At 70.5% G+C, this 20,125-nt stretch carries 16 protein-coding genes and 1 pseudogene; 5 read left to right on the forward strand and 12 right to left on the reverse strand.

The genetic code is table 11. From position 1 onward, the window contains the following. Positions 1-440: 440 nt before the first annotated feature. Positions 441-818 (forward strand): VOC family protein, encoded by a 378-nt coding sequence (locus ACZ6D7_RS34640; RefSeq protein ID WP_469499749.1) that lies wholly within the window; start codon positions 441-443, stop codon positions 816-818. Between the two features lie 358 nt (positions 819-1,176). After that, positions 1,177-1,998: an isocitrate lyase/PEP mutase family protein gene (locus ACZ6D7_RS34645; RefSeq protein WP_469499752.1), complete on the forward strand. Its 822-nt coding sequence runs from the start codon at positions 1,177-1,179 to the stop codon at positions 1,996-1,998. On the opposite strand, the gene ACZ6D7_RS34650 is transcribed toward ACZ6D7_RS34645, so the two are convergent. After that, positions 1,986-2,582, reverse strand: coding sequence for a TetR/AcrR family transcriptional regulator (locus ACZ6D7_RS34650; protein ID WP_469499754.1), 597 nt, complete (start codon positions 2,580-2,582; stop codon positions 1,986-1,988). The two genes, ACZ6D7_RS34645 and ACZ6D7_RS34650, sit on opposite strands and share 13 nt — an antisense overlap. A gap of 222 nt (positions 2,583-2,804) precedes the next feature. Here ACZ6D7_RS34650 and ACZ6D7_RS34655 point away from each other — a divergent pair, with 222 nt between their 5' ends. After that, positions 2,805-3,929 (forward strand): hypothetical protein, encoded by a 1,125-nt coding sequence (locus ACZ6D7_RS34655; protein WP_469499756.1) that lies wholly within the window; start codon positions 2,805-2,807, stop codon positions 3,927-3,929. A gap of 113 nt (positions 3,930-4,042) precedes the next feature. Here ACZ6D7_RS34655 and ACZ6D7_RS34660 read toward each other — a convergent pair whose 3' ends face one another. Both ACZ6D7_RS34660 and ACZ6D7_RS34665 read right to left on the reverse strand, forming a co-directional pair. Next, positions 4,043-5,374, reverse strand: a complete 1,332-nt coding sequence (locus tag ACZ6D7_RS34660) for a jacalin-like lectin (protein WP_469499758.1) — start codon at positions 5,372-5,374, stop codon at positions 4,043-4,045. 121 nt (positions 5,375-5,495) lie between these two features. Continuing rightward, positions 5,496-6,035, reverse strand: coding sequence for a hypothetical protein (locus ACZ6D7_RS34665; protein ID WP_469499759.1), 540 nt, complete (start codon positions 6,033-6,035; stop codon positions 5,496-5,498). 125 nt (positions 6,036-6,160) lie between these two features. On the opposite strand from ACZ6D7_RS34665, the pseudogene ACZ6D7_RS34670 reads away from it, so the two are divergent. Beyond that, positions 6,161-6,397: pseudogene (locus ACZ6D7_RS34670) on the forward strand (MFS transporter); the annotation flags it as partial. Positions 6,398-6,405: 8 nt separating this feature from the next. Here ACZ6D7_RS34670 and ACZ6D7_RS34675 read toward each other — a convergent pair. The 9 genes from ACZ6D7_RS34675 to ACZ6D7_RS34715 form a co-directional block, all read right to left on the reverse strand. Further along, entirely contained in the window at positions 6,406-7,206 is an 801-nt protein-coding gene (locus ACZ6D7_RS34675; protein WP_469499761.1) for an ABC transporter permease, read from the reverse strand. Between the two features lie 5 nt (positions 7,207-7,211). Then, a complete protein-coding gene (locus ACZ6D7_RS34680; protein ID WP_469499763.1) occupies positions 7,212-8,015 on the reverse strand; it encodes an ABC transporter permease in 804 nt (267 codons plus the stop codon). Beyond that, positions 8,015-9,010, reverse strand: coding sequence for an ABC transporter ATP-binding protein (locus tag ACZ6D7_RS34685; protein WP_469499764.1), 996 nt, complete (start codon positions 9,008-9,010; stop codon positions 8,015-8,017). Before ACZ6D7_RS34685 ends, ACZ6D7_RS34680 begins: the two co-directional genes overlap by 1 nt. 342 nt (positions 9,011-9,352) lie before the next feature. Beyond that, positions 9,353-12,244 carry a glycoside hydrolase family 2 TIM barrel-domain containing protein gene (locus tag ACZ6D7_RS34690; RefSeq protein ID WP_469499766.1) on the reverse strand — a complete coding sequence of 964 codons (2,892 nt, stop codon included), beginning with the start codon at positions 12,242-12,244 and terminating at the stop codon, positions 9,353-9,355. 12 nt (positions 12,245-12,256) lie between these two features. Further along, positions 12,257-13,153: a carbohydrate ABC transporter permease gene (locus ACZ6D7_RS34695; RefSeq protein WP_469499768.1), complete on the reverse strand. Its 897-nt coding sequence runs from the start codon at positions 13,151-13,153 to the stop codon at positions 12,257-12,259. After that, on the reverse strand, positions 13,150-14,115 hold the full coding sequence (locus ACZ6D7_RS34700; RefSeq protein WP_469499770.1) for a carbohydrate ABC transporter permease: 966 nt from the start codon (positions 14,113-14,115) through the stop codon (positions 13,150-13,152). Before ACZ6D7_RS34700 ends, ACZ6D7_RS34695 begins: the two co-directional genes overlap by 4 nt. Before the next feature lie 20 nt (positions 14,116-14,135). Continuing rightward, positions 14,136-15,398, reverse strand: coding sequence for an ABC transporter substrate-binding protein (locus ACZ6D7_RS34705; protein WP_469499771.1), 1,263 nt, complete (start codon positions 15,396-15,398; stop codon positions 14,136-14,138). A gap of 352 nt (positions 15,399-15,750) precedes the next feature. Further along, complete coding sequence (locus ACZ6D7_RS34710) at positions 15,751-16,998, reverse strand: ROK family transcriptional regulator (protein ID WP_469499773.1); 1,248 nt, start codon at positions 16,996-16,998, stop codon at positions 15,751-15,753. 218 nt (positions 16,999-17,216) lie between these two features. Then, positions 17,217-18,566, reverse strand: a complete 1,350-nt coding sequence (locus tag ACZ6D7_RS34715; RefSeq protein ID WP_469499775.1) for a D-arabinono-1,4-lactone oxidase — start codon at positions 18,564-18,566, stop codon at positions 17,217-17,219. Between the two features lie 148 nt (positions 18,567-18,714). Here ACZ6D7_RS34715 and ACZ6D7_RS34720 point away from each other — a divergent pair, with 148 nt between their 5' ends. Further along, on the forward strand, positions 18,715-20,034 hold the full coding sequence (locus ACZ6D7_RS34720) for a radical SAM protein (RefSeq protein WP_469499777.1): 1,320 nt from the start codon (positions 18,715-18,717) through the stop codon (positions 20,032-20,034). The last annotated feature ends 91 nt before the right edge of the window (positions 20,035-20,125 follow it).

Genomic DNA, 20,125 nt, shown 5'->3' on the forward strand with positions numbered 1-20,125 from the left:
CCGGAGCAGATACGGCGACGCTCCGCGTCGCCACCATCAGATTCGCTTCACCCCCGGCGTGAACGCCGGGGCACTGCGAATGAATCCCGGTAGCCCGCCCAGCACTGCTCCCGCTGCACGACCGGCGCGGTGTCCGGGGCCCCGATCCCGGTCGAGACGAACAGGCCCGAGCGCCAGTCGTCGAAACAGAGAGAGGTGAAGGCGCCCGAGGCCTCGGCATGCAGGGCGATGCCCTCGTTGTGACTGCACCCCCAGCTCCACCCTCCGCCGAGCTTCGCCCCCTTGGCGCCGACATAGGCCGGCTTGTCGTCGTGCAGATGGCATGACCTGTGGTTGCCGCCGGGTCGGAAAGGGTTGCCGTGCCGTTTCTTCGGACGGGCCCGTTCTGTGCGGGAGAATCTCCGTTGCCCGCCGTGGACGGTGTGCAGAAGAATCCGCGCATGACTTCTGCCATCCGTCACATGACGATCGACTGCTCCGACGCCTACGTCCTCGGAAGCTTCTGGGCCGAGGTTCTCGGCCAGCCCATTCACGAGGACGACAAGCCCGGTGATCCGGAGGTGCTGATCGAGGGAGCGGGCCTGCTCTTCGTGACCGTCCCGGAGACCAAGACCTTCAAGAACCGCATCCACCTCGACCTCCAGCCGCAGGACCGCACCCGCGACGAGGAGGTCGAGCGCCTGCTCGCCCTCGGGGCCACGATGTTCGACGACCAGCGCAGGCCGGACGGCACCGGGTGGGCGGTCCTCGCGGACCCGGAGGGGAACGAGTTCTGCGTGGAGCGCAGCGCGGCGGAGCGGGCGGCCACCGCCGGCTGAGAAGGGTTTCGGTAACGGCTGCCCTGGGACGGGCGGATCGGGCCGTGGCGTCGCGAGTCAGGCAGCCTGCGGTGGGCGTGACGGTGGCGGCAGGCAGGCAGGCAGGCAGGTTGGTAGGCAGGTAGGCCGGCGGCGGCGTGACGACGAGTGCGCCCGACAGTTCGGCCGGCGCCGAAGGAACGGGGCTCTAACGTGCGCGTATGACGGCACGGGTGAGTGGGTCGAGCGGATACCGGCAGGGGTCGGCAGCGGAAACGGGGGCCGGGTCCGGTGAGGGGGCGCCGCGAGGGGCCCCGATTGCGCGGGTACGACGTGGCTGTGGTGCCGTGCGGGGTCGTCGCGGGATGCGGGAGGCGCTGTGGTGCTGACCGCATTCGCCGCCCTCCACCACGCCGACGCCCCGCTTCTCCTGCCCAACGCCTGGGACCACGCCTCCGCCCTGGCCCTCGCCGGCCTGGGCTTCCCGGCGATCGGCACGACCAGCCTGGCCGTCGCCGCGGCGATCGGTCTGCCCGACGGCGCGTCGTCGACCCGCGACGAGACACTCGGACTCGCCCTCCTCCTCGGCTCGCGCCCCTTCCTTCTCTCCATGGACGCGGAGGACGGATTCAGCGAAGACCCCGACGCTGTGGGGGAGTTCGCGCGACAGCTCGCCGCCGTGGGCGCGGTGGGCATCAACCTCGAGGACGGTCCCGGCCCGGCCGCCCGGCACGCGGCGAAGATCGCGGCCGTCAGGGCGGCGGCGCCGAACCTCTTCGTCAACGCCCGTACGGACACGTACTGGTCGGGATCCGGCGGCGACCCCGCGCGGAAACTGACCGAAACGCTTTCCCGGCTCGACGCCTACCAACAGGCGGGTGCGGACGGCGTGTTCGTTCCGGGCCTCGGCGACCCGCGCCTGATCGCCGAACTGGTCGCCCACCTCGACGCTCCGCTGAACATCCTCTACTCGCCGACGGGCCCGACCGTCCCCCAGCTCACCGACCTCGGCGTGCGCCGCATCAGCCTCGGTTCGCTGCTGTACCGGCGGGCGCTCGGGGCGGCTCTGGAGACGGTCACCGACATTCGCGAAGGCCGGACACCCGCGGGCCGGATCCCGACGTACGGCGAAGTCCAGGCGCTGGGCGCCGGGGCGCAGTCCGAAGGAGCCTCTCGGGGAGGGGCGCGTCAGTCCCCTTGAACGCCCCCGCCGCCGGCCTCGCGGGGCCAATGGGTCAGGGCCATGTGCAGGGCGTCGACGGCTTTGTCCCACGACCGCTGTACGTCCCGGGGCGCGCCGAAGCCGCCGCCGGCCTCCAAGGCGCAGTACCCGTGGAAGGTGCTGCGCAGCAGGCGGACGGCGTCGGTGAGGTCGGGTTCGTCGAGGCCGTAGCCGCGGAGCATGCCGTAGGTGATGTCGGCGGTGCGGCGCAGTTCGGGGGTGTCGGCCGCGGTGGACCGATCGATACGGATCTGGGTGGCCGCGTACCGCCCCGGGTGGCGGAGGGCGTATTCCCGGTAGGCCCCGGCGAAGGCCACCAGCGCGTCCCGGCCGGCGAGCCCGGCGACGGCCACCGCGATACGGTCGATCATCTCGCCGCCGACGAGCAGCGCGAGTCGGGTCCGCAGGTCCTGGAGGTTCCGCACGTGCGAGTACAGACTCGCGTCCTTGACTCCGAAGCGCCGGGCCAGCGCCGAGATGGTGACTCCCTCGAACCCGACCTCGTCGGCCAGTTCGGCGGCGGCCGCGACGAGACGGTCGGTGGAGAGGCCGGCTCGGGGCATGGGTTCCGCCTTGCTTGTGCTTGTGCTTGTGCTCGGGCTGGGATCGGGCCTCGGTGGATCAGGGAGGATCCTAAGGGGCGGGCTGTTCGGCGCGGCACGTCGACACCACACGCCGTGTGATCAGGTTCACATCAACCGATGGGTGATCTGGGCAACTTGTGGATTCGCAGGGACGTCCCCTAGGAGAAACAAGCCGGAGGCCGAAGAAAGGCGTTTCCCCCCGTGGTCGGCAGATCCCCTGAAGAGCCCGGAGACGGCTCGTCCATATCCGACGAGGCATTGCAGGCCTTCCTCCAGGAGAGCGAGGCGGGGACCGCCGCCCCGAAGGAGCCCTCCGCTCGCGCCCGTATGGTCACCGAGCGGCTGCGGCAGCAGGACGCCCGGGGCGAGATGCCCGCGGCGTGGCGGAGCGCGCCGGACACGGCGGCCCGCGGCGTACGGCGCCGGAAGATCTGGTCCGCCCTCGGGGTGGCCGCGGCGATCGCCGTGGTCGTCGTGGCTCTGAAGCCGTCGTTGCTGCCCGGTGACCCCTTCGGGCAGGGCGAGCCGGAGGTCGCCTCGTCGCCTCTCCCCCTGGAGACCGCCGCACCCACCGCTGCGCCTGCCCCGGCTCCCGATCAGGTCCCCACCCTCGACCGTCCGTTCGCCGGTTCCCCGGCCCTTCGCTGGGCCGACGGGGAGGCCGGGATCGTCCTGCCGGCCGCGAAAGCCGTCGGAGGGGCCTCGAAGGAGCGTGTTTCGCAAGCCTTGGAGCTGACCAGGAAACTGCTGGTCAGCGCGAACCTCGACCCGAAGACGCTGCGCGGGGAACGCCCGACGGCCGCGCTCTCGGTGCTCGACCCCAAGCAGCCGGACCTCCTCGACGACCTGAACACCTCCCTGAGGTCCCCGAGCGAGGCCCACGACCCGCTGTCGATGTTCAGCCGTTTCGATCCCGGCGAGATCAAGGTCGTCGGCGATGTGGTCAAGACGCGCGGGCGGATGACGTTCAAGAAGGGCGAGTTCGACGGCGTGGCCGTGCACGCCGACTACACCTTCGTCTACCCGGTCACCCGTGCCGACGGCTCCGTCGAGGTGACCCGCACCATCGTGCGCCGGGTGCTCGACGTGGAACTCTCCGACCCCGCGCACTACGACGTCACCGCCGGACGCCTGGTCGTCGTCAAGTACAACGAGGAGGCCGGCAACTCCGCCTGTGACGTCTACGACGGCTTCCTGCACCCGCAGTTCAGGTCCGCCGAGCCCACGGGGCCCGCGCCGACCGGCCCGACGACGGACCCGTACGACCGCAGCAAGGAAATCGGAGAGAACGCCTCCGAGGATTGCGGGACCGTGTCCCGCGTCTGATCGCGGGCGGGGAGCGCTGCCCGGGTGCCCAGGCGCCGCAGACGCCGGCGCCTCCGCCCGGGCGCTGTCCCGCCCCGGCGGAGGCGCTCTCTCGGGTTCGGCCCGGATCGGGCTCAGCCGATCGGCGCGTACAGCACGCCCAGCTTGTCCACCTCGTCACCCGAACGGCCGGTGAAGCCGACGATCTGCCAGCCGGAGGGGGCCGTGAAGGTGACGGTGTCAGCCGTCGCCGTTCCGGCGGAAAGCGTGCGGGACTTGTCGGTCGTGAAGGACGCCGAGAAGATCCTTGTGTGGCCGTCCTTCTGACCCTGGGTCAGCTTCACCGAGGTCAGGTGCTCGCCCCCCGCCAGGGTCAGCGACGTGGCCGTGCCGCCCGTGCCGCCGTGGGTCAGCGTCGTACCGCCGTCGTGCGTCAGCGCCACCGCGTCCAGGCGGGAGCCGCCCCGCAGCGTCAGGGTGCGCGGGGCCGCGGTGGCGGGCAGGTCGTCCGCGTCGTTGAACGCCGTGCCGTGCGGCCCGCCGAAGAAGTTGCCGGCCCGCAGGGAGGAGTTGAGGGTGTACGAGAAGTCGACCGTGTGCGGGAAGTGGTCCGACAGGTTGCCGCCCGCGGAGTCCAGGAAGGACGCCCACTCGTCGTTGTAACGGTTCGCGGTCAGGGAGAACAGCTTGCTGCCCCGGTAGAGGACCTTGTCGACCACCTCGCAGTCGTTCGGCGGTGCCGACATCGGGCACAGCAGCGCGTCCGCGCCCTGCGTCGGCCGCGTCCCGCCCTTGACCAGCTGCACCCAGGCGTCGGTCAGGCCGTTCTCGTCGGCGAGCGTGCGGATGTTGTCGCCGCTGCGGGTGTAGCGCGTGTTGGTGTCACCCATCACGATCACCGCGTTGCCGGACGAGTTGGCCTGGATGAAGTCCGACAACTGCTCGATGTTGGCGCGGCGGGCGGCCAGCGCGTCGTTCGAGTCGTCGGCGTTGGTGTGCACGTTGTAGAGGTCCACGAACGCCCCCTCCGCCACGCGCACCCGGGCCAGCGTGAAGCCCTTCGGGGTCAGGCAGTTGGTGCCGGTGCAGTTGTTCCAGCGCACCCGCTCGAAGTCCTCGAAGGGGTGGTCGGAGAGGGTGTTGAGACCGTCGCCGATGCCCGCGCCACCGCTGGTCGCCGTACGGTACGGGTGGTTGTCGCCCGCGTACAGCGCCGCGTGGTAGTTGAAGTCCTCCTGGACGTTGACGATGTCGTACGCCGCCAACCGCGGTGATATCAGCGGGGTGTTGGTCGCCGGGTGGCCGGAGCTGAGGCCTTCGGGCAGACCCGCGACGTTGTACGTCAGGACGTTGAAGGTGCCCGAGGCGGCGGCGTCGGAGGCCGCCTGGGCGGGGGCCGCGGCGGTCGCGGTGAGGCCCGTCAGGGCCAGCACGCCGGCCGCGAGGGTGCCGATGAGTCGTCTCATGTGAGGGTGTCTCCGGTCGGAGGGGGGAGCGGCAAGAGATGAACATTGCTCAGATTGGAGCCGACCCGGAGTGACACACAAGGGTTGTTGAGGAAACAGTGAGTGCAGGGAGGGAAATCGCTTACTGGGGCTTGTTCGCCCCACCCGGCTTGCTCTGCTTGTTCCGATTGCGCTGCTTGCGGCGCTCTCTCCGCGGGAGGTGTGGCCCCTCCAGTTCACCGATCGCCCGTACGTGGTCCGCGTCCTGTGGGTCCGGGCCTCCCGCGCAGCGCCACACCGCCCGGCCGTCCTCCTGGCTCGGGTGCATCCCGAGCCGGTGCTCGGCGCATTCGGGCCACACCTGCCAGAGACACTCCAGCACGGTGTCCTGTGCCGCCTCGGCGACGGCGGCGAGGGCGTCGTCGAGTGCGGTCCCCGAGTCCTGGTGCAGGTTGTCGCCGTGCCAGCGGCCGTCGGGCAGGGTGACGTACACGTGCTCGGACGCCTGCTCGTCGTCGGACCGTTCCTCCGTCCAGGACGGCAGCGCCATCAGGCGCAGCGGGCGCTGGTCCGGCAGCAGGGCGGTCAGGTCGCGGTTGACGACGGCCAGTGCCTCGTCCCACACCGGGTAGTCGCCGGGCCGGACCTCGCGGGGGCGGTGCGTGTCGAAGGGGTCATACATACAGGTCATCGTGGGCCATGCCGCGCGTCGGCCGCACCTGTGTATTTCTGCGGATCCGTATTTCTGTGGCCCGGTCCCGCGCGTTTCCCTGGGGGCCCGGCCCTGGCGCTCTCGCGGAACCGCTTTCTGCCTCCACGTCCTTGCGGCAGGAGGTCACCCCGGAGCCGTTGCTGGGACGGGTCACCGCCGCCTTCCGGACCCTCCAGTACGCCGCGGCCCCGGTCGGTGCGGCCCTTCTGACCTGGGCGGCGGAGCGGCACGGGAGGGCGCCGGTGGCACTGGCGGCGGGCGGTTGCTGTGTGCTCGTCGCGGGCGTGGCGCTGGTGACACCCGTCCGCGGGGCGGGGCGGCGGCTTCCGTAGGCGGCCACCTACCCGTTCACCCCCGCGTAGTGCCCCAGGCTCCACCGCCACAGCAGTCGCGAGCCCAGGTACGCCAGCACGCCCAGCAGCGGTGAGAGTGCCGCCAGCCCGTAGGGGACGCCGGTGTCATGGCCGTGGCCGGTGAGGACGGCGGCCGGGAAGTAGGCGACGAACGCGAGGGGAAGGCCGTAGGTCAGGAAGCCGCCCACCGCCCTCGGGAGCACGTTCAGCGGGTAGCTGCCGAACGTGCCGAGCAGTTCCTCCAGCCAGTTGCTCCAGTAGTCGGCGGCCGGGAAGCGCAGCGCCGCGGCGGCCACGGCCGTGAACAGGGCCGCCTCCAGGAACATGCCACCGACGACCGCGGCGATCAGGTACGAGATCCGGCCCGCCGACCAGTCCAGCTCGCTGCGGCTGAGCGCGCCCACCATCAGGCCCGCCGCCACGGTCAGGTCGCCGATCGCGTTGGTCGGGAAGTAGGCGAGCTGGACCTGGCGGTGCACCGGCATCGGGCGCACCAGATAGATGTCGATCCGTCCCTCCTGGATCTGCCGGCCCGCGAAGTGCATACGGCCCAGCAGCAGCACGAACAGGCCGTGCGCCAGCATCCGCGTCGCCGGGATGAGCAGCACCTCCGAGCTGTCCCAGCCGCCCATCCCGGTGAACCGGGAGAGCAGCACGGTCGCGAACACGATCACCGACACCTGCCAGACGGCGCCGATCGCGATCATCAGCAGAAACTCGGAGCGATACTCCAGCTGCGCGCGGAAGTTGAGGCGCGTGACGCGCCAGGCGATCCGGACGGCGTTCAAGAGCCTCAGCCTCCCTGGGAGATGACTCGGCGGGCGGCCCGCCGCCACAGGAACCGGGTGAACAGGGCGAGCACCAGGACCCAGGCCGCCTGGACGGCCAGTTCACCGGCGGCGTCCGACAGCGGGATGCGGCCGATGTAGAGGGACAGCGGCACGCTCAGCGTGGCCTGGAAGGGCAGGAAGGAACTCAGCGTCACGAACCAGTCCGGAAAGAACCACAGCGGCGCGTACACCCCGGACAGCAGGTTCTGCGCGAAGATCAGGATCATCATCGCGGCGTTGTTGCGCAGGGTCCAGAAGCACAGCTGGTCCAGGGCGAGCATCACGTAGTACAGCACCCACTGGCCGAGCAGCAGGCTGGGCGCGAACACCCCGGCCGCCGCGGCCGACGCGGGCGGCTCCACCGCCCCCACCGCGAGACACACCGCGAATCCGCCCAACGCCCAGGCCAGACCGTACAGTTGCTCGCCGAGAGCGCGCAGGGCGTAGTAGCGCTGGGGCGGCAGCGGGCGCAGATACCAGTAGACGATCGTGCCGAAGTGCATGTGCTGAAGTACGGTGTCCCGGCCCGTGTACTGGTCCAACTCCCGCACCCGGGAGGCGAGTACGGCCAGGACGGCGTAGGTGACCGCCTGGTCGCGGTCGAGTCCGGCGGTCGTCCCGGTGTGCGCGTACAGGCCGTTCCACAGGGACGCCACCAGCACCACCTGCACCGTCAGCCGGAGCAGGACGGCGGTCATCCGGGGCGGGGCGTGCAGCTCGCCGAGCGGGGTGACACGGGCGGCGCGCCAGCCGTGTGGCACGGCCATCACGCCACCCCGGCCTGGATGTAGGCGGCTCGCATCACGTCCTCGAGGTCCGCCTCGTCGATGGCGATGCCCGTCACCTCGTACCGTTCGATGACCGCCTTCAATGCCTGGTGGACGGTCGGGGCGTCGGCACCCTCCGGGCCGAACACCACCCGCGGACCGTCGTGGCCGAGCACCGCGATGCCCGGCAGCGGCACGATCTCGGAGTGCGGGTCGGCCAGCGTCGCCCGCACCTTCCAGGTCGAGCCGAACTTTCGGCGGATCTCGTCGAGCCCGCCGTCCAGGACGAGCCGGCCGTGGTTGATCAGCACGACCCGCTCGGCGAGCCGCTCGACCTCCGTCATGTCGTGCGTGGTCAACAGGACGGTACGGCCCCGCTGTTCGACCTGGTGCCGGAGGAACTCGCGTACCTGCTCCTTGACCACCACGTCCATGCCGATCGTCGGTTCGTCGAGGAAGACCACGGGCGGGTCGTGCAGCAGGGCGGCCGCCAGGTCGCAGCGCACCCGCTGACCGAGGGAGAGGTGCCGCACCCGGGTGTCCCAGAACGACGAGAGGTCGAGGAGATCGTCGAACTCCCCGAGACGGGTGGCGTGTTCGGCCTGCGGGACCTCGTAGATGTCCCGCAGGATCGCGAACGACTCGCGGGCCGGCAGGTCCCACCACAGCTGGGTGCGCTGCCCGAAGACCGCGCCGATGTTACGGGCGTTGCGCTCCCGCTCCCGGTACGGCACCACGCCCGCAACGCGCGCCTCGCCGGAGGTGGGGGTGAGGATGCCGGTGAGCATCTTGATGGTGGTGGACTTGCCGGCGCCGTTCGGGCCGAGCAGGGCGAGGAGTTCGCCCGCGGCCACGTCGAAGGAGATGTCGGACACCGCGTGCTTGGCGACCCGCTCCGGGTTGACCAGGGAACGCAGCGCCCCGGCGAAGCCGGGCCGGCGGACGGTGGTGTGGAAGGTGCGGGACAGACCGCGTACCTCGATACTGCCGCTCACTCGTTCAACCTCCAGAGAAGCGGGGGGGGGGGGGGGGGGGGGGGGGGGGGGGGGGGGGGGGGGGGGGGGGGGTGGGGGGGGGGGGGGCGGGGGGGTGGGGGGGTCGGGGGGGGGGGGGGGGGGGGGGAGGAAAAGCCCGCCCCCTCAGGCTCCCCCCCCCTCCTGTCCCCCCCCAAAAGAGTTGAGACGGCAGGAGGGGACCCCCCCCCCCCCCGGGAGACGTCCTCACGGTGTCGGAATGTCGATCAAACGGTCGATCGATCGGTCAGATGGTCAGATGGTCAGATGGTCAAACGGTCGATCACTCGATCACTCGGTCGATCGACTGACCGGAAACAGCTGTCACTCGCCCGCCGAGAACACGAACGAGAACTCGGCCGGTGCCACGTTCAGCCAGTACGGCGGCAGCGGGCCCGGGCCGCAGGACTGGGAACCGATGCCGTGCTGGCCGTGGTCGAGATTGACCCACACCGTGTCGCCGGGGGTGAGGTCGGTGCGGTGCCGGGCGGCGTCCAGCTGCTCGTTGGTCCAGCGGCGGGCGCTGAACCAGAACTCCGGGTCGCCCTCGATCAGCAGTCCGCCGAGCCGCGCCCAGCGCACGTCGGCGCGGGCGCCGTTCTCCTGCGGACGGACGTACGGCGTCTGGAGCGCGTCCACCGTCGACCGCCAGCGGCCGACCTCCGAGGCCGTCCTGCTGTCCGGGTACGCCTCGCCCGGACCGCCACCGAACCAGGTCACCGCGTCGGCCTCGGACAGCCCGAAGCGGATGCCGAGCCGGGGCAGCGGCACCGTCCAGTCGCCCTCGGGCGTCACGGAAACGGTCAGTCGTAGCCGGTTTCCGTCGGACGTCCACCGGTACACCGTCGACAGGCCCACCTCCGCGGCCGCCGGTGCCACCCGGGTCCGTACGGTCAGCGCGTCGTCGCCGGCCTCGACCGTGTCCAGGCGGTGCCGCATCCGGTGCAGGCCGAGCTTGCGCCACACGTCGCCGAACCGGAGGTCCGTCTGCCACTCGGCGCCGTCGTCGTTGTCGGTGGTCGCCCGCCACACGTCCAGCCGCAGCCCGGTCACCTCGACCGCGCCGATCGACCGGAGCGCGCCCGTACGGGCGTCGAAGGAGGCCGGGCCCAGGGTGATCAGCCGCTCGGCGGCGACCGGGCCGTCGGTGCGGTCCACGGACGGCACCACCCGTGCCGTGACCGGCACCTGGCCCCACGCCACCTCATGCCCCCGGGGCGCCCACGCGGTGTCCCCGGCGAGCACGGCCCGGATCGTCCACCCGGTCTCCGCGCCGGCCGGGACGCCGGCCGGGTTGTCGGTCGGCGGCTCCGGCAGCTTCACCTCGGCCGACTCTCCCGGCGCGAGCGCCGGCACCGGCAGCACACCCGACGCGACCGTCTCCCCGTCGGCCTGGAACGCCCAGGTGAAGGCGAGCGCCGCGAGGTCGGTGAAGTCCTGCTTGTTGGTGATCCGGACCGTGCCGTTGTCGGAGCCCTCGACGGAAACCGGTTCGATCACCTTCTTGAACTCGGCGAGGCCGGGGGAGGGGGTGCGGTCGGGCAGGACCAGGCCGTCGCAGACGAAGTTCCCGTCGTGCAGTTCCTCGCCGAAGTCACCGCCGTAGGCGTAGCCGAGGGTGGGGTGCGCGATGCCGTGGTCGATCCACTCCCAGACGAAGCCGCCCTGCACCCGGTCGTGCGCCTCGAAGACGCGCTGGTAGTCGGCGAGTCCGCCGGGGCCGTTGCCCATCGCGTGGGCGTACTCGCAGAGGATGAAGGGGAGCCGGCGCCGTTTGTGGGTGCCGCCGTCCAGACCCCGGCCGATCCGCTCGACCTCGGCGTGGTTCGCGTACATCCGCGAGTACATGTCGGTGTCACGGCAGTCCCGGTCGCCCTCGTAGTGCACGAGGCGCGAGGTGTCGCGGGTGTGGATCCACTCGGCCATGGCGGTGAGGCCGCGCCCGGTGCCGGCCTCGTTGCCCAGCGACCAGATCACCACCGACGGGTGGTTCTTGTCCCGCTCCACCATGCGGGCGGCGCGGTCCAGCAGGGCCGGGGTCCAGCGGTCGTCGTCGACGGGGTTGTCCCGCCAGTCCTGCTCGACGAAGCCGTGGGTCTCCAGGTCGCACTCGTCGATCACCCACAGGCCGTACTCGTCGCACAGGTCGAGGAAGGCCGGGTGGGGCGGGTAGTGGGAGGTGCGGACGGCGTTGACGTTGTGCCGCTTCATCAGCAGCACGTCCTCGCGCATCGTCTCCGGGTCGAGCGCGCGGCCCCGCTCGGGGTGCCACTCGTGCCGGTTGACGCCCTTGAACAGCACGGGCCTGCCGTTGACCTTGATCAGACCGTCGGCCAGTTCCACCGTACGGAAACCGATGCGCAGCGGGACGCGTTCGCCCTCGGTGGCGAGGACACCGTCGTAGAGCACCGGGGTCTCGGCCGTCCACGGCCGAACCGTTGCCGTCACCGCTTCCCCGGTCGCGACATCGATGTCGAGGGCGGGCACGGTCACCCGTCCGTCGACGTCGGAGTCGACGCGCAGGGTGCCCTCGCCCGTGACGTGGTCGTAGGAGGCGTGCACGAAGAAGTCGAGCGCGCTACCCGCCGGGCGGTGCAGCAGGGTCACGTCACGGAAGATGCCGGGCAGCCACCACTGGTCCTGGTCCTCCAGGTAGGACCCCGCCGACCACTGGTGGACGCGGACGGCGAGGACGTTCCCCGTGGCCTTGAGCAGATGTCCGACGGCGAACTCGTGGGCCAGCCGCGAGCCCTTGAACTCGCCGAGGTCCGTGCCGTTCAGCCACACCCGGGCACAGGACTCGACGCCGTCGAACCGCACGACGGCACCCCCGTCGGCGGGCCAGTCCGCCGGCAGGTCGAAGGTCCGCAGATGGTCGCCGGTCGGGTTCTCGGTGGGGACGCGGGGCGGGTCCACCGGGAAGGGGTAGAGGTGGTTGGTGTAGATCGGCGAGCCGAACGCGCCGTCGCCCTGGAGGACCCAGTGGCCGGGGACCGTGACCTCGGCCCAGTCCCCGGCGTCGTAGCCGCTTTCGGCGAACGCCTCGTCCTCGGCGTCCGCCGTCGGGGACAGGCGAAAGCGCCAACTGCCGTTCAGCGACAGGTTCGTCGCGTCCGAGGACGCGTACCAGGCGCGGGGCGGAAGGGCCCCGCCGCCCGGTGAGACGTCCTCGACGTAGTCGACGGCGGACGTGGTGCCGGTGGTGCGCAAGGACATCTGTCTCCTAGCTCAGCCCTTGATGCCGGTCTGCGCGATCCCCTGCACCAGCCAGCGCTGGAGGAAGAGGAACACGCACAACAGGGGCAGGATGGAAATGGCCGTGGCCATGAAGATCAGGTGGTAGTTGACGGTCTGGTTGGTCATGTACGACGACAGCGCGACCTGCACCGTCCAGGCGCTCGGGTCCTGGCCGATGACCAGGGGCCACAGGAAGGAGTTCCAGCCGTTGATGAAGGTGATCGTGGCGATCGCGGCGAAGAAGTTCAGCGAGTTGGGTACGACGACCCGCCAGTACGCGCCCCAGTAGCCGAGCCCGTCCACCCGCGCCGCCTCCTCCAGCTCCTTGGGGAACCCCAGGAAGTACTGCCGGAACAGGAAACACGTGAAACCACTGAACAGGCCCGGGATGATCAGACCGCGGTAGGAGTCGATCCAGCCGAGGGACGACACCAGCACGAAGCCGGGCACGAACGTGACGGCCGTGGGGACCATCAGCGTGAACAGGACGGCGTAGAACACCTTGTTGGCGTGCCGGAACGGGATGCGGGCCAGGCCGTAGCCGGCCAGCGAGCACACCAGCAGGGTGCCGACGGTGTGCAGGACGCCGACGACGAGGGAGTTCCACATCGACCGGCCGAAGTCGACGGTGGTGTCGTCGAAGGGTTCGGTGATGTTGCCCCACTGGATGTCCGTGGGGAAGAACGTCCACTCCTCTCCGGTGATCTCGGGGTCCGTGGCGAAGGCGTTGCGGATCAGCACGTAGAACGGGACGAGGAAGAGGAGGGCGGCGACGCCGACGGCGACGTACAGGCCGGTGGAGCCCATCACGGAGCCGCGCCGACCGCCGCGCGGGGTGCGGGTCCGCGCGGTCGCGGCGTCCCGCGCCTTGGTCACGGTGGTGGTCACTTGGACTCCTCACCCCTTCCGAATCCCATGATCCTGCCCTGGAACAGGGTGACGAGGATGATCAGCAGCGTGAGGATCACGGCGCCCGCGCTGCCCGCGCCGTAGTCCTGGTTGTCACCGAGAGCGGTGTAGTAGAGCTCGACGAGCGGCGGCCGGCCCCAGGTGGTCTTGGACAGCAGGTTGAAGAACTCGTCGAAGGCCTGGTAGGCGGCGATCAGCAGCAGCAGGATCACGGCCGTCGAGGTGGCCCGCAGCTGCGGCAGCGTGATGTGACGGAAGGTCTGCCAGCCGGGCTTGGCACCGTCGAGCGCGGCGGCCTCGTACAGCTCGTCCGGGATGTTCTGGAGCGCGGCGAGGAAGAGAATCATGTAGAAACCGGATTGCAGCCACAGGCGCGCGCTGACGATGACCAGCCAGTACCACGGGGGGTCGGGGTTGGCGAGCCAGGCGATGTTCTCGACGCCGAACCAGCCGATCACCGTGTTCGCCAGACCGAAGCGGACGCCGTTGAAGAGGGACATCTTCCAGATGAGGGAAGCGGCTACGTAACTGCACGCCGTCGGCAGGAAGAAGACCGACCGGAAGAACGCCCGCATGAACCGCAGCCGGTTCACCAGCAGGGCCAGACCGAGCGAGAGCGCCCAGGTGGTGGGCACGATGATCGCGGCGAAGACGGTGAAGGTGCCGAGGGCGCCGGTGAAGTTGTCGTTCTCCAGCATGAAGCGGTAGTTGTCGAAACCGACGAACGTGCTGGGGGTGACGGTGAAGCGGGCCTCGAAGAAGCTGAGCCAGACGCTCCAGCCGATCGGGACGTAGACGAAGATCAGCAGGCCGATGAGGAACGGCCCGGTGAAGAGCCAGAAGTTGAACGCTGGGCTGCCCCGCAGCCCCCGCCGCGGCCGGGCCTGGGAGGCCTTGGCCGGGGCGGCGGGCGTGCGGTCGAGCTTGGTCGCCGTCGACATGTCGGGATCCGTCCGCCGGCCTATCCGAACAGCTTCTTCAGCTCGGCGCCCACGACCTTGTCGCACTTGTCGAGCGAGGCCTCGGGGTCACCGCCCTTGCGCACGGAGTCGGCGAAGACGTCCTCCGTCGCCTTGATCATGGCCTGGGTCCAGCCGATGTTGTCGAAGTGCCCGTAGTCGCTGAAGAGCTTGACGCCCTCGGCCGGCAGTCCGGACTTGAGCTTCTCGGCGGACTGCGCGATCGAGGTGCGCGGCGGGATGTGGAAGCCGTAGGAGAGGGACCAGTCCTCCTGGTACTCCTTCTGGTCGATCCACAGCCACTTCACGTACTCCTTGGCCTCGTCGACCTTGTCGCCCTTGGCGTTGACGAACATCGACCAACCGCCGTTGTAGACCGCGGGCTTGCCCGCGTCGCCGACCTTCGGGAAGGGGAAGATGCCGAGGTCGTCGCCGAGCGCCTTCTGCATGACGGGCATGGCCCACATGCCGCAGAACTGGATGGCGGTGAGGCCCTGGACGAGCGCGGACGGGTCCCAGTAGTCGGCCGGTGCGTCGAGGAGCAGGTCGCCGCTGGTGAACAGCTTGCGCATCTGCTTGATGCCGCCGACGACACCGTCGGTGTGGTAGGCGGGCTGGTTCTGCGCGTCGAGGGTGTCGGCGCCGGCCGCCCAGATCATCGGACGGATGACCGCTTGCAGGGTGTTTCCGAGGTAGACGCCCTTGACCTTGTCCGTGGTGAGCTTGGCGGCGGCCTCGAGCAGCTCGTCGAGGGTCTGCGGGACCTCGACGCCGGCCTTCTCCAGCAGCGACTTGCGGTAGAAGAAGAACTGCGGGTCGTCGATCATCCGGACGCCGTATATCTTGCCGTCCACCGTGTGCGACTGGATGTCGGCCTGGTTGAAGTCGTCCTTGACCGGCTCGATGATGTCCGTCAGGTCCGCCACCTGCCCGCTCTCGACGAGCTGGATCTGCGGGTGGAACTCGAAGAGGTCGGGCGCGTTGTCGGTGAGCAGCGACGCGAAGAGCTTGCTCTCGAAGTTCGAGCCGGTGATCCACTGCGTGGTGACGTTCGCGTCCTTGTAGGCCTTCGCGTACCGCTTGATGGCCTGCTCGGTGCCCGCCTCGCCGTAGGCGTGGAAGTACTGGACGAGCGCGTCGCCCGAACCGCCTCCGCTTCTGCCGTTGTTGCTGCCGCAGGCGGCGAGCGTGCCGGCCGCGGCCATGCCCGCGGCGGCCCGGAAGAGAGAACGGCGGGACCAGTTGCTGTTGCTCATTGCCGACATGCTGACGTCCTTGTCTCGAAGTGCGGCTACGGCTCGATGGCTCAGCGCCAGGTGGCTCAAATCTGGTTGCGGAGCGGGACGTTAACCTTCGGCTAAGGCTTCGGCAAGGGGTTGGACGAAGTCTGTTCGAAGCGTTGCGAAGTGTTCGGGATAGCGAACGTGAGGGGTGGAAGGGGGTGTGTAGCGCCGTCGGGAACGGGGAACGCGGGCGCGGTGGAGGGCAGTTGGGGAGCGGTGGGGGAGGGTGGGGGGACCGTGAGGGGGGAGGGTGAGGGTGAGGGCCGCCGGGTCAGGGTCCGACGGCCCTCGGCTCAGGGGTGGCTACCGTTCGCATGCCTGGACGCCCGCTGGTTCAGGCGGACGGCGCGGTGCGGCTCCGTACCGCGGTCGGGCGCTTGGTGCTTCTCTGCCCGACCGACTGGAGCGCCCCTTCGAGCGCGAACGTCGCCGCGCCCAGGCAGACCGGGTCGGTGGGGATCGGGGACAGGACGATGCGGTTGGCGGCCAACGGCCGTTTCAGCGCGTGCCGGGCGACGGCCTCGCGCACCTCTTCGAGGAGGGGCTCGCCGAGCCGGGCGGCGACCCAGCTGCTCAGCACGACCACCTCGGGGTTGAGCACGTTGACCAGGACGGCGATGCCGGCGCCGAGGTAACGGGCCGTGTCCCGGAGGACCTTGACGGCCACCGGCTCCTTCGCGGCGACCCCGGCCGCCAGCGCGTCGATGGTGGCGGTCTGGTCCTCCGGGTGCAACAGGGCGCTCTGCGGGCTGAGTTCACGGAGGTTCTGCATGATGCCGAGCGCGCCGACGTACGTCTCCACGCAGCCGTGGTTGCCGCAGCGGCACAGGCGTCCGTCGAGCACCAGCGTGGTGTGCCCCCACTCGCCGGCGCTGTTGCTGACGCCCCGGTGCAGCCCGCCACCCAGGACGAGTCCGGCGCCCACGCCCGTTCCGAGGTTGACCACGACCGCGTCGCCGTGGCCGCGCGCCGCCCCGAACCACAGCTCCGCGACCGCGCTGGCGCGCAGCGGGTTGTCCAAGTGCAGTGGATACGCGATGTGTTCGGAGAGCAGGTCGAGCAACGGCACATCGTGCCAGTCCCAGTTGGGTGCGTACTCGGCGATGCCGGTGTCGCGGTCCACCTGACCCGGCACGCTCACTCCGACGCCGAGCACCCGGGCCGCCTCGACCCCGGCCTGTGCGACCACCGAGCCGACGGCCGCCGCGACATGGCCGACCACCTGTTCCGGCCGGCTCTCACCGGGGCGCATGTGCTCCTCGGCGCGGGCCAGGACGTTCAGCGCCAGGTCGAACAGCTCGACATGGACGTACGTCTCCGCGATGTCGACGCCGATCAACGCGCCCCCCGACGCGTTGACGGCCACGAGGCCCCGGGGGCGGCCGCCCGCCGAGTCCTCGAACCCGACCTCCGTGATCATGTGGAGGTCGAGCAGCTCACCGACGAGGGTGGCCACGGTGGCGAGGGAGAGACCGGTGGCGGACGCCAACTCCTGCCGGGAGGTGGGGGAGGCGGCGATGATCTGGCGCAGCACCTCATAGCGGTTCGCGGTGCGGATGTCACGTGATGTGCCGCGCTTCATCGAGCTCCTCTCGCCGCCGACCGCCACGGGTGTCGCGGGTGCCACAGGTGCCCCCGGTGTCGCAGGTGCCACAGCTGTCGTGGGACACGGGTGACATGATGCCGACGACCGTGAGACGGCACCGGCGCGGCGTCAGGCTATTGCGGCACCCGGACGTTCGACAAGGGGTTAGGAAAGGGGCTTTATAAAGTCCGTCCCTCCGGCCCGGGGTGGCCGGTTCAGCCCTCCAGGACGTTCCGCACGAACGTGTTGGTGAACGTCCCGGCCGGATCCAGCTCCCGTGCCAGGGCCACGAAGTCGTCGAGCCGCGGATACCGTCCCCGGATCACGGCGGCCGGCATCTCGAACACCTTCCCCCAGTGCGGTCGCGGCGCGAAGGGCTCCAGCGCCGCCTCGACCGCCCGCACCACCGGCAGGACGGCCGCGGTGTCCTCGATCCAGGTGAAGTGCACGGCGACGGAGTCCCGCCCGTACGCCGGGCTCAGCCACTGCTCGTCGGCGGCGACCGTGCGCACCTCGCAGGTCTGGAGAACGGGGGAAACCGTTTCCCGGATGCTGTCGATCGCGTGCAGCACCCCGAGGGCGTGCTCGCGCGGCAGCAGGTACTCGCTCTGGAGTTCCTGGCCGCTGCTCGGCGTGAACTCCGCCCGGAAGTGCGGCAGTCGCTCGTGCCACGGCCCCGGCACCCCGAACTGCTCGGTGCAGTGGACCGCCGGCATCCCCGGCACCGGATGCAGCGCCTCGGTCGCGGGCGCGGCCCACGGGAAGGCGGCGAGCGGCTGGTCGGTACGCCGCTTCAGCCACACCTGACGGAAGCCCGGCGCACCCCAGTCGGTGAACAGGCTCACGCTGTACGCGGCCCCCGCGACCGCCTCGAAGTCCAGCTCCTCCAAGGGGAGTTCGGTGAACAGGTGCTGCTCGACCTCGTAGCCGGGCGCCAGGTCCAGGGTGAGCGCGGTGACCACGCCGAGCGCGCCGAGGGAGGTGACGGCCCCGCCGAACCGCGGGTCGTCCCGGCCGACGACGACGGTCGAGCCGTCCGCCGTGACGATCTCCACCTCCCGCACGGGCGCCGCGAGCGGGCCGTTGCCGACGCCCGAGCCGTGCGTACCGGTCGCCACCGAACCGGCCACCGAGATGTGCGGCAGGGACGCCATGTTCGGCAGGGCGAGCCCGTGCGCGTGCACCCGGAGCGCCAGCTCGGCGTACCGCACCCCGCCGCCGACGCGCACGGTCCGCGCCGCCGTGTCGACGTCCACCTCCGCCGGCAGGGCGTCCAGCGACAGCAGCACGCCGTCCGCGCCCGGTTCGGCGATCGGGTTGAACGAGTGCCCGCTGCCCAGCACCCGCACACGCGTGCTACCGGCGACCAGCGAGCGCAGCGCGTCGAGCGTGCGGGGGCGATGCAGCTCCTTCGCGGCGAAGGTGATGTTGCCCGCCCAGTTCGTTCTCGCCCAGGTCGTTTCGGACCGGTTCGATTCCGACTGGTTCGTTCCCGCCCGGTTCGTTTCCGACCCGGTCGCTCCCGTCGAGCGTGGTTCCGCCGGCTGCGGCGCGGTCTCGGCCATACGGCTGCTGCCCTCCCGAGGAGATCGAGAACCCTGAGTTCCCAGGTGGAACCTACCCTGCCCGCAACACGAGGCCCCCCGCCCCCACGGCCGCGCCGCCGGGGGCATACCGTGAGGAGTCGTACGCCTGAGCCGGGAGGAGAGACGGATGGGCAGCCGTACCGCGCTGGTCGAGGATCTGATGGAGCGGTTTCCGCATGTTCCGCGGGAGGCCGTGTTCAAGGAGGACCTGCTGCGCGGGGGAGTGGCCTTCGACCCCTCGGCCCTCAGCGACAACGAGTCGGGTGAGGTCAAGCCGAAGTCGTACTTCATCTTCTCCTTCGACCACGGCACCCTGCCCGAGCTGGGCGAGGCCGCGCTGCGCCGGCCGCCGGAGGAGATCATCCTCACCGGCGGGCCGTACGACCTGCGGCGGACCGTGGTGTCGGTGCGGGTGAACCCGTCCTCGCCGTACCGGGTGGCGGCGGACGACGAGGGACTCCTCGGGCTCTACCTCGACGGCGCGCGCATCGCCGACGTCGGGGTGCCGCCGATGCCCGAGTACTACCGGCACACCCTCTCCAACGGGAAGTCCGTCATGGAGGTCGCCCCCACCATCCAGTGGGGCTACCTGATCTACCTGACCGTCTTCCGGGTCTGCCAGTACTTCGGCGCCAAGGAGGAGTGCCAGTACTGCGACATCAACCACAACTGGCGCCAGCACAAGGCGGCCGGCCGGCCCTACACCGGCGTCAAGGACGTCGAGGAGGTGCTGGAGGCGCTCGAGATCATCGACAAGTACGACACCGCGAAGGCGTCCACCGCCTACACCCTCACCGGCGGCGCCATCACCAAGACGGTCGCCGGACGCGACGAAGCCGATTTCTACGGCCATTACGCCAAGGCCATCGAGGAGCGCTTCCCGGGCCGCTGGATCGGCAAGGTCGTCGCCCAGGCCCTGCCGCGCGACGACGTGCAGCGCTTCAAGGACTACGGGGTGCAGATCTACCACCCCAACTACGAGGTGTGGGACCGCCGGCTGTTCGAGCTGTACTGCCCGGGCAAGGAGCGCTACGTCGGCCGCGACGAGTGGCACAGGCGCATCCTCGACTCCGCCGAGGTGTTCGGCGCGCGCAACGTCATCCCCAACTTCGTGGCGGGCGTGGAGATGGCCGAGCCGTTCGGCTTCACCACCGTCGACGAGGCGATCGCCTCGACCACCGAGGGGCTGCGCTTCTTCATGTCGCAGGGCATCACGCCGCGCTTCACCACCTGGTGCCCGGAGCCGACCACCCCGCTCGGCAAGGCCAACCCGCAGGGCGCGCCGCTGGAGTACCACATCCGGCTGCTGGAGGCCTACCGGGCCACGATGGACGAGTTCGGGCTCTCCTCGCCCCCCGGCTACGGCCCGCCCGGTCCCGGCCGTGCCGTGTTCTCCGTCAGCTCCTTCATGGACAGCCTTCCGGCGCAGGAGACGTCGGCCGTATAGTCCCGGTGGGCTGCGGTGGGCCCCTGGCGGTCCTCGCAGTCCCCGCACGGTTTCTGAAACCGCTTCCGAAACGGCAGTCCGAAACGGCCGC

This window comes from Streptomyces sp. NPDC041784, from assembly GCF_055591025.1.

Excerpts from the sequence above, each read along its gene's own strand:
- ACZ6D7_RS34640 (WP_469499749.1), top strand. The coding sequence starts at position 441 with ATGACTTCTGCCATCCGTCACATGACGATCGACTGCTCCGACGCCTAC.
- ACZ6D7_RS34650 (WP_469499754.1), bottom strand. The coding sequence starts at position 2,582 with ATGCCCCGAGCCGGCCTCTCCACCGACCGTCTCGTCGCGGCCGCCGCC.
- ACZ6D7_RS34660 (WP_469499758.1), bottom strand. The coding sequence starts at position 5,374 with ATGAGACGACTCATCGGCACCCTCGCGGCCGGCGTGCTGGCCCTGACG.
- ACZ6D7_RS34665 (WP_469499759.1), bottom strand. The coding sequence starts at position 6,035 with ATGTATGACCCCTTCGACACGCACCGCCCCCGCGAGGTCCGGCCCGGC.
- ACZ6D7_RS34680 (WP_469499763.1), bottom strand. The coding sequence starts at position 8,015 with ATGGCCGTGCCACACGGCTGGCGCGCCGCCCGTGTCACCCCGCTCGGC.
- ACZ6D7_RS34690 (WP_469499766.1), bottom strand. The coding sequence starts at position 12,244 with ATGTCCTTGCGCACCACCGGCACCACGTCCGCCGTCGACTACGTCGAG.
- ACZ6D7_RS34700 (WP_469499770.1), bottom strand. The coding sequence starts at position 14,115 with ATGTCGACGGCGACCAAGCTCGACCGCACGCCCGCCGCCCCGGCCAAG.
- ACZ6D7_RS34705 (WP_469499771.1), bottom strand. The coding sequence starts at position 15,398 with ATGTCGGCAATGAGCAACAGCAACTGGTCCCGCCGTTCTCTCTTCCGG.
- ACZ6D7_RS34710 (WP_469499773.1), bottom strand. The coding sequence starts at position 16,998 with ATGAAGCGCGGCACATCACGTGACATCCGCACCGCGAACCGCTATGAG.
- ACZ6D7_RS34715 (WP_469499775.1), bottom strand. The coding sequence starts at position 18,566 with ATGGCCGAGACCGCGCCGCAGCCGGCGGAACCACGCTCGACGGGAGCG.
- ACZ6D7_RS34720 (WP_469499777.1), top strand. The coding sequence starts at position 18,715 with ATGGGCAGCCGTACCGCGCTGGTCGAGGATCTGATGGAGCGGTTTCCG.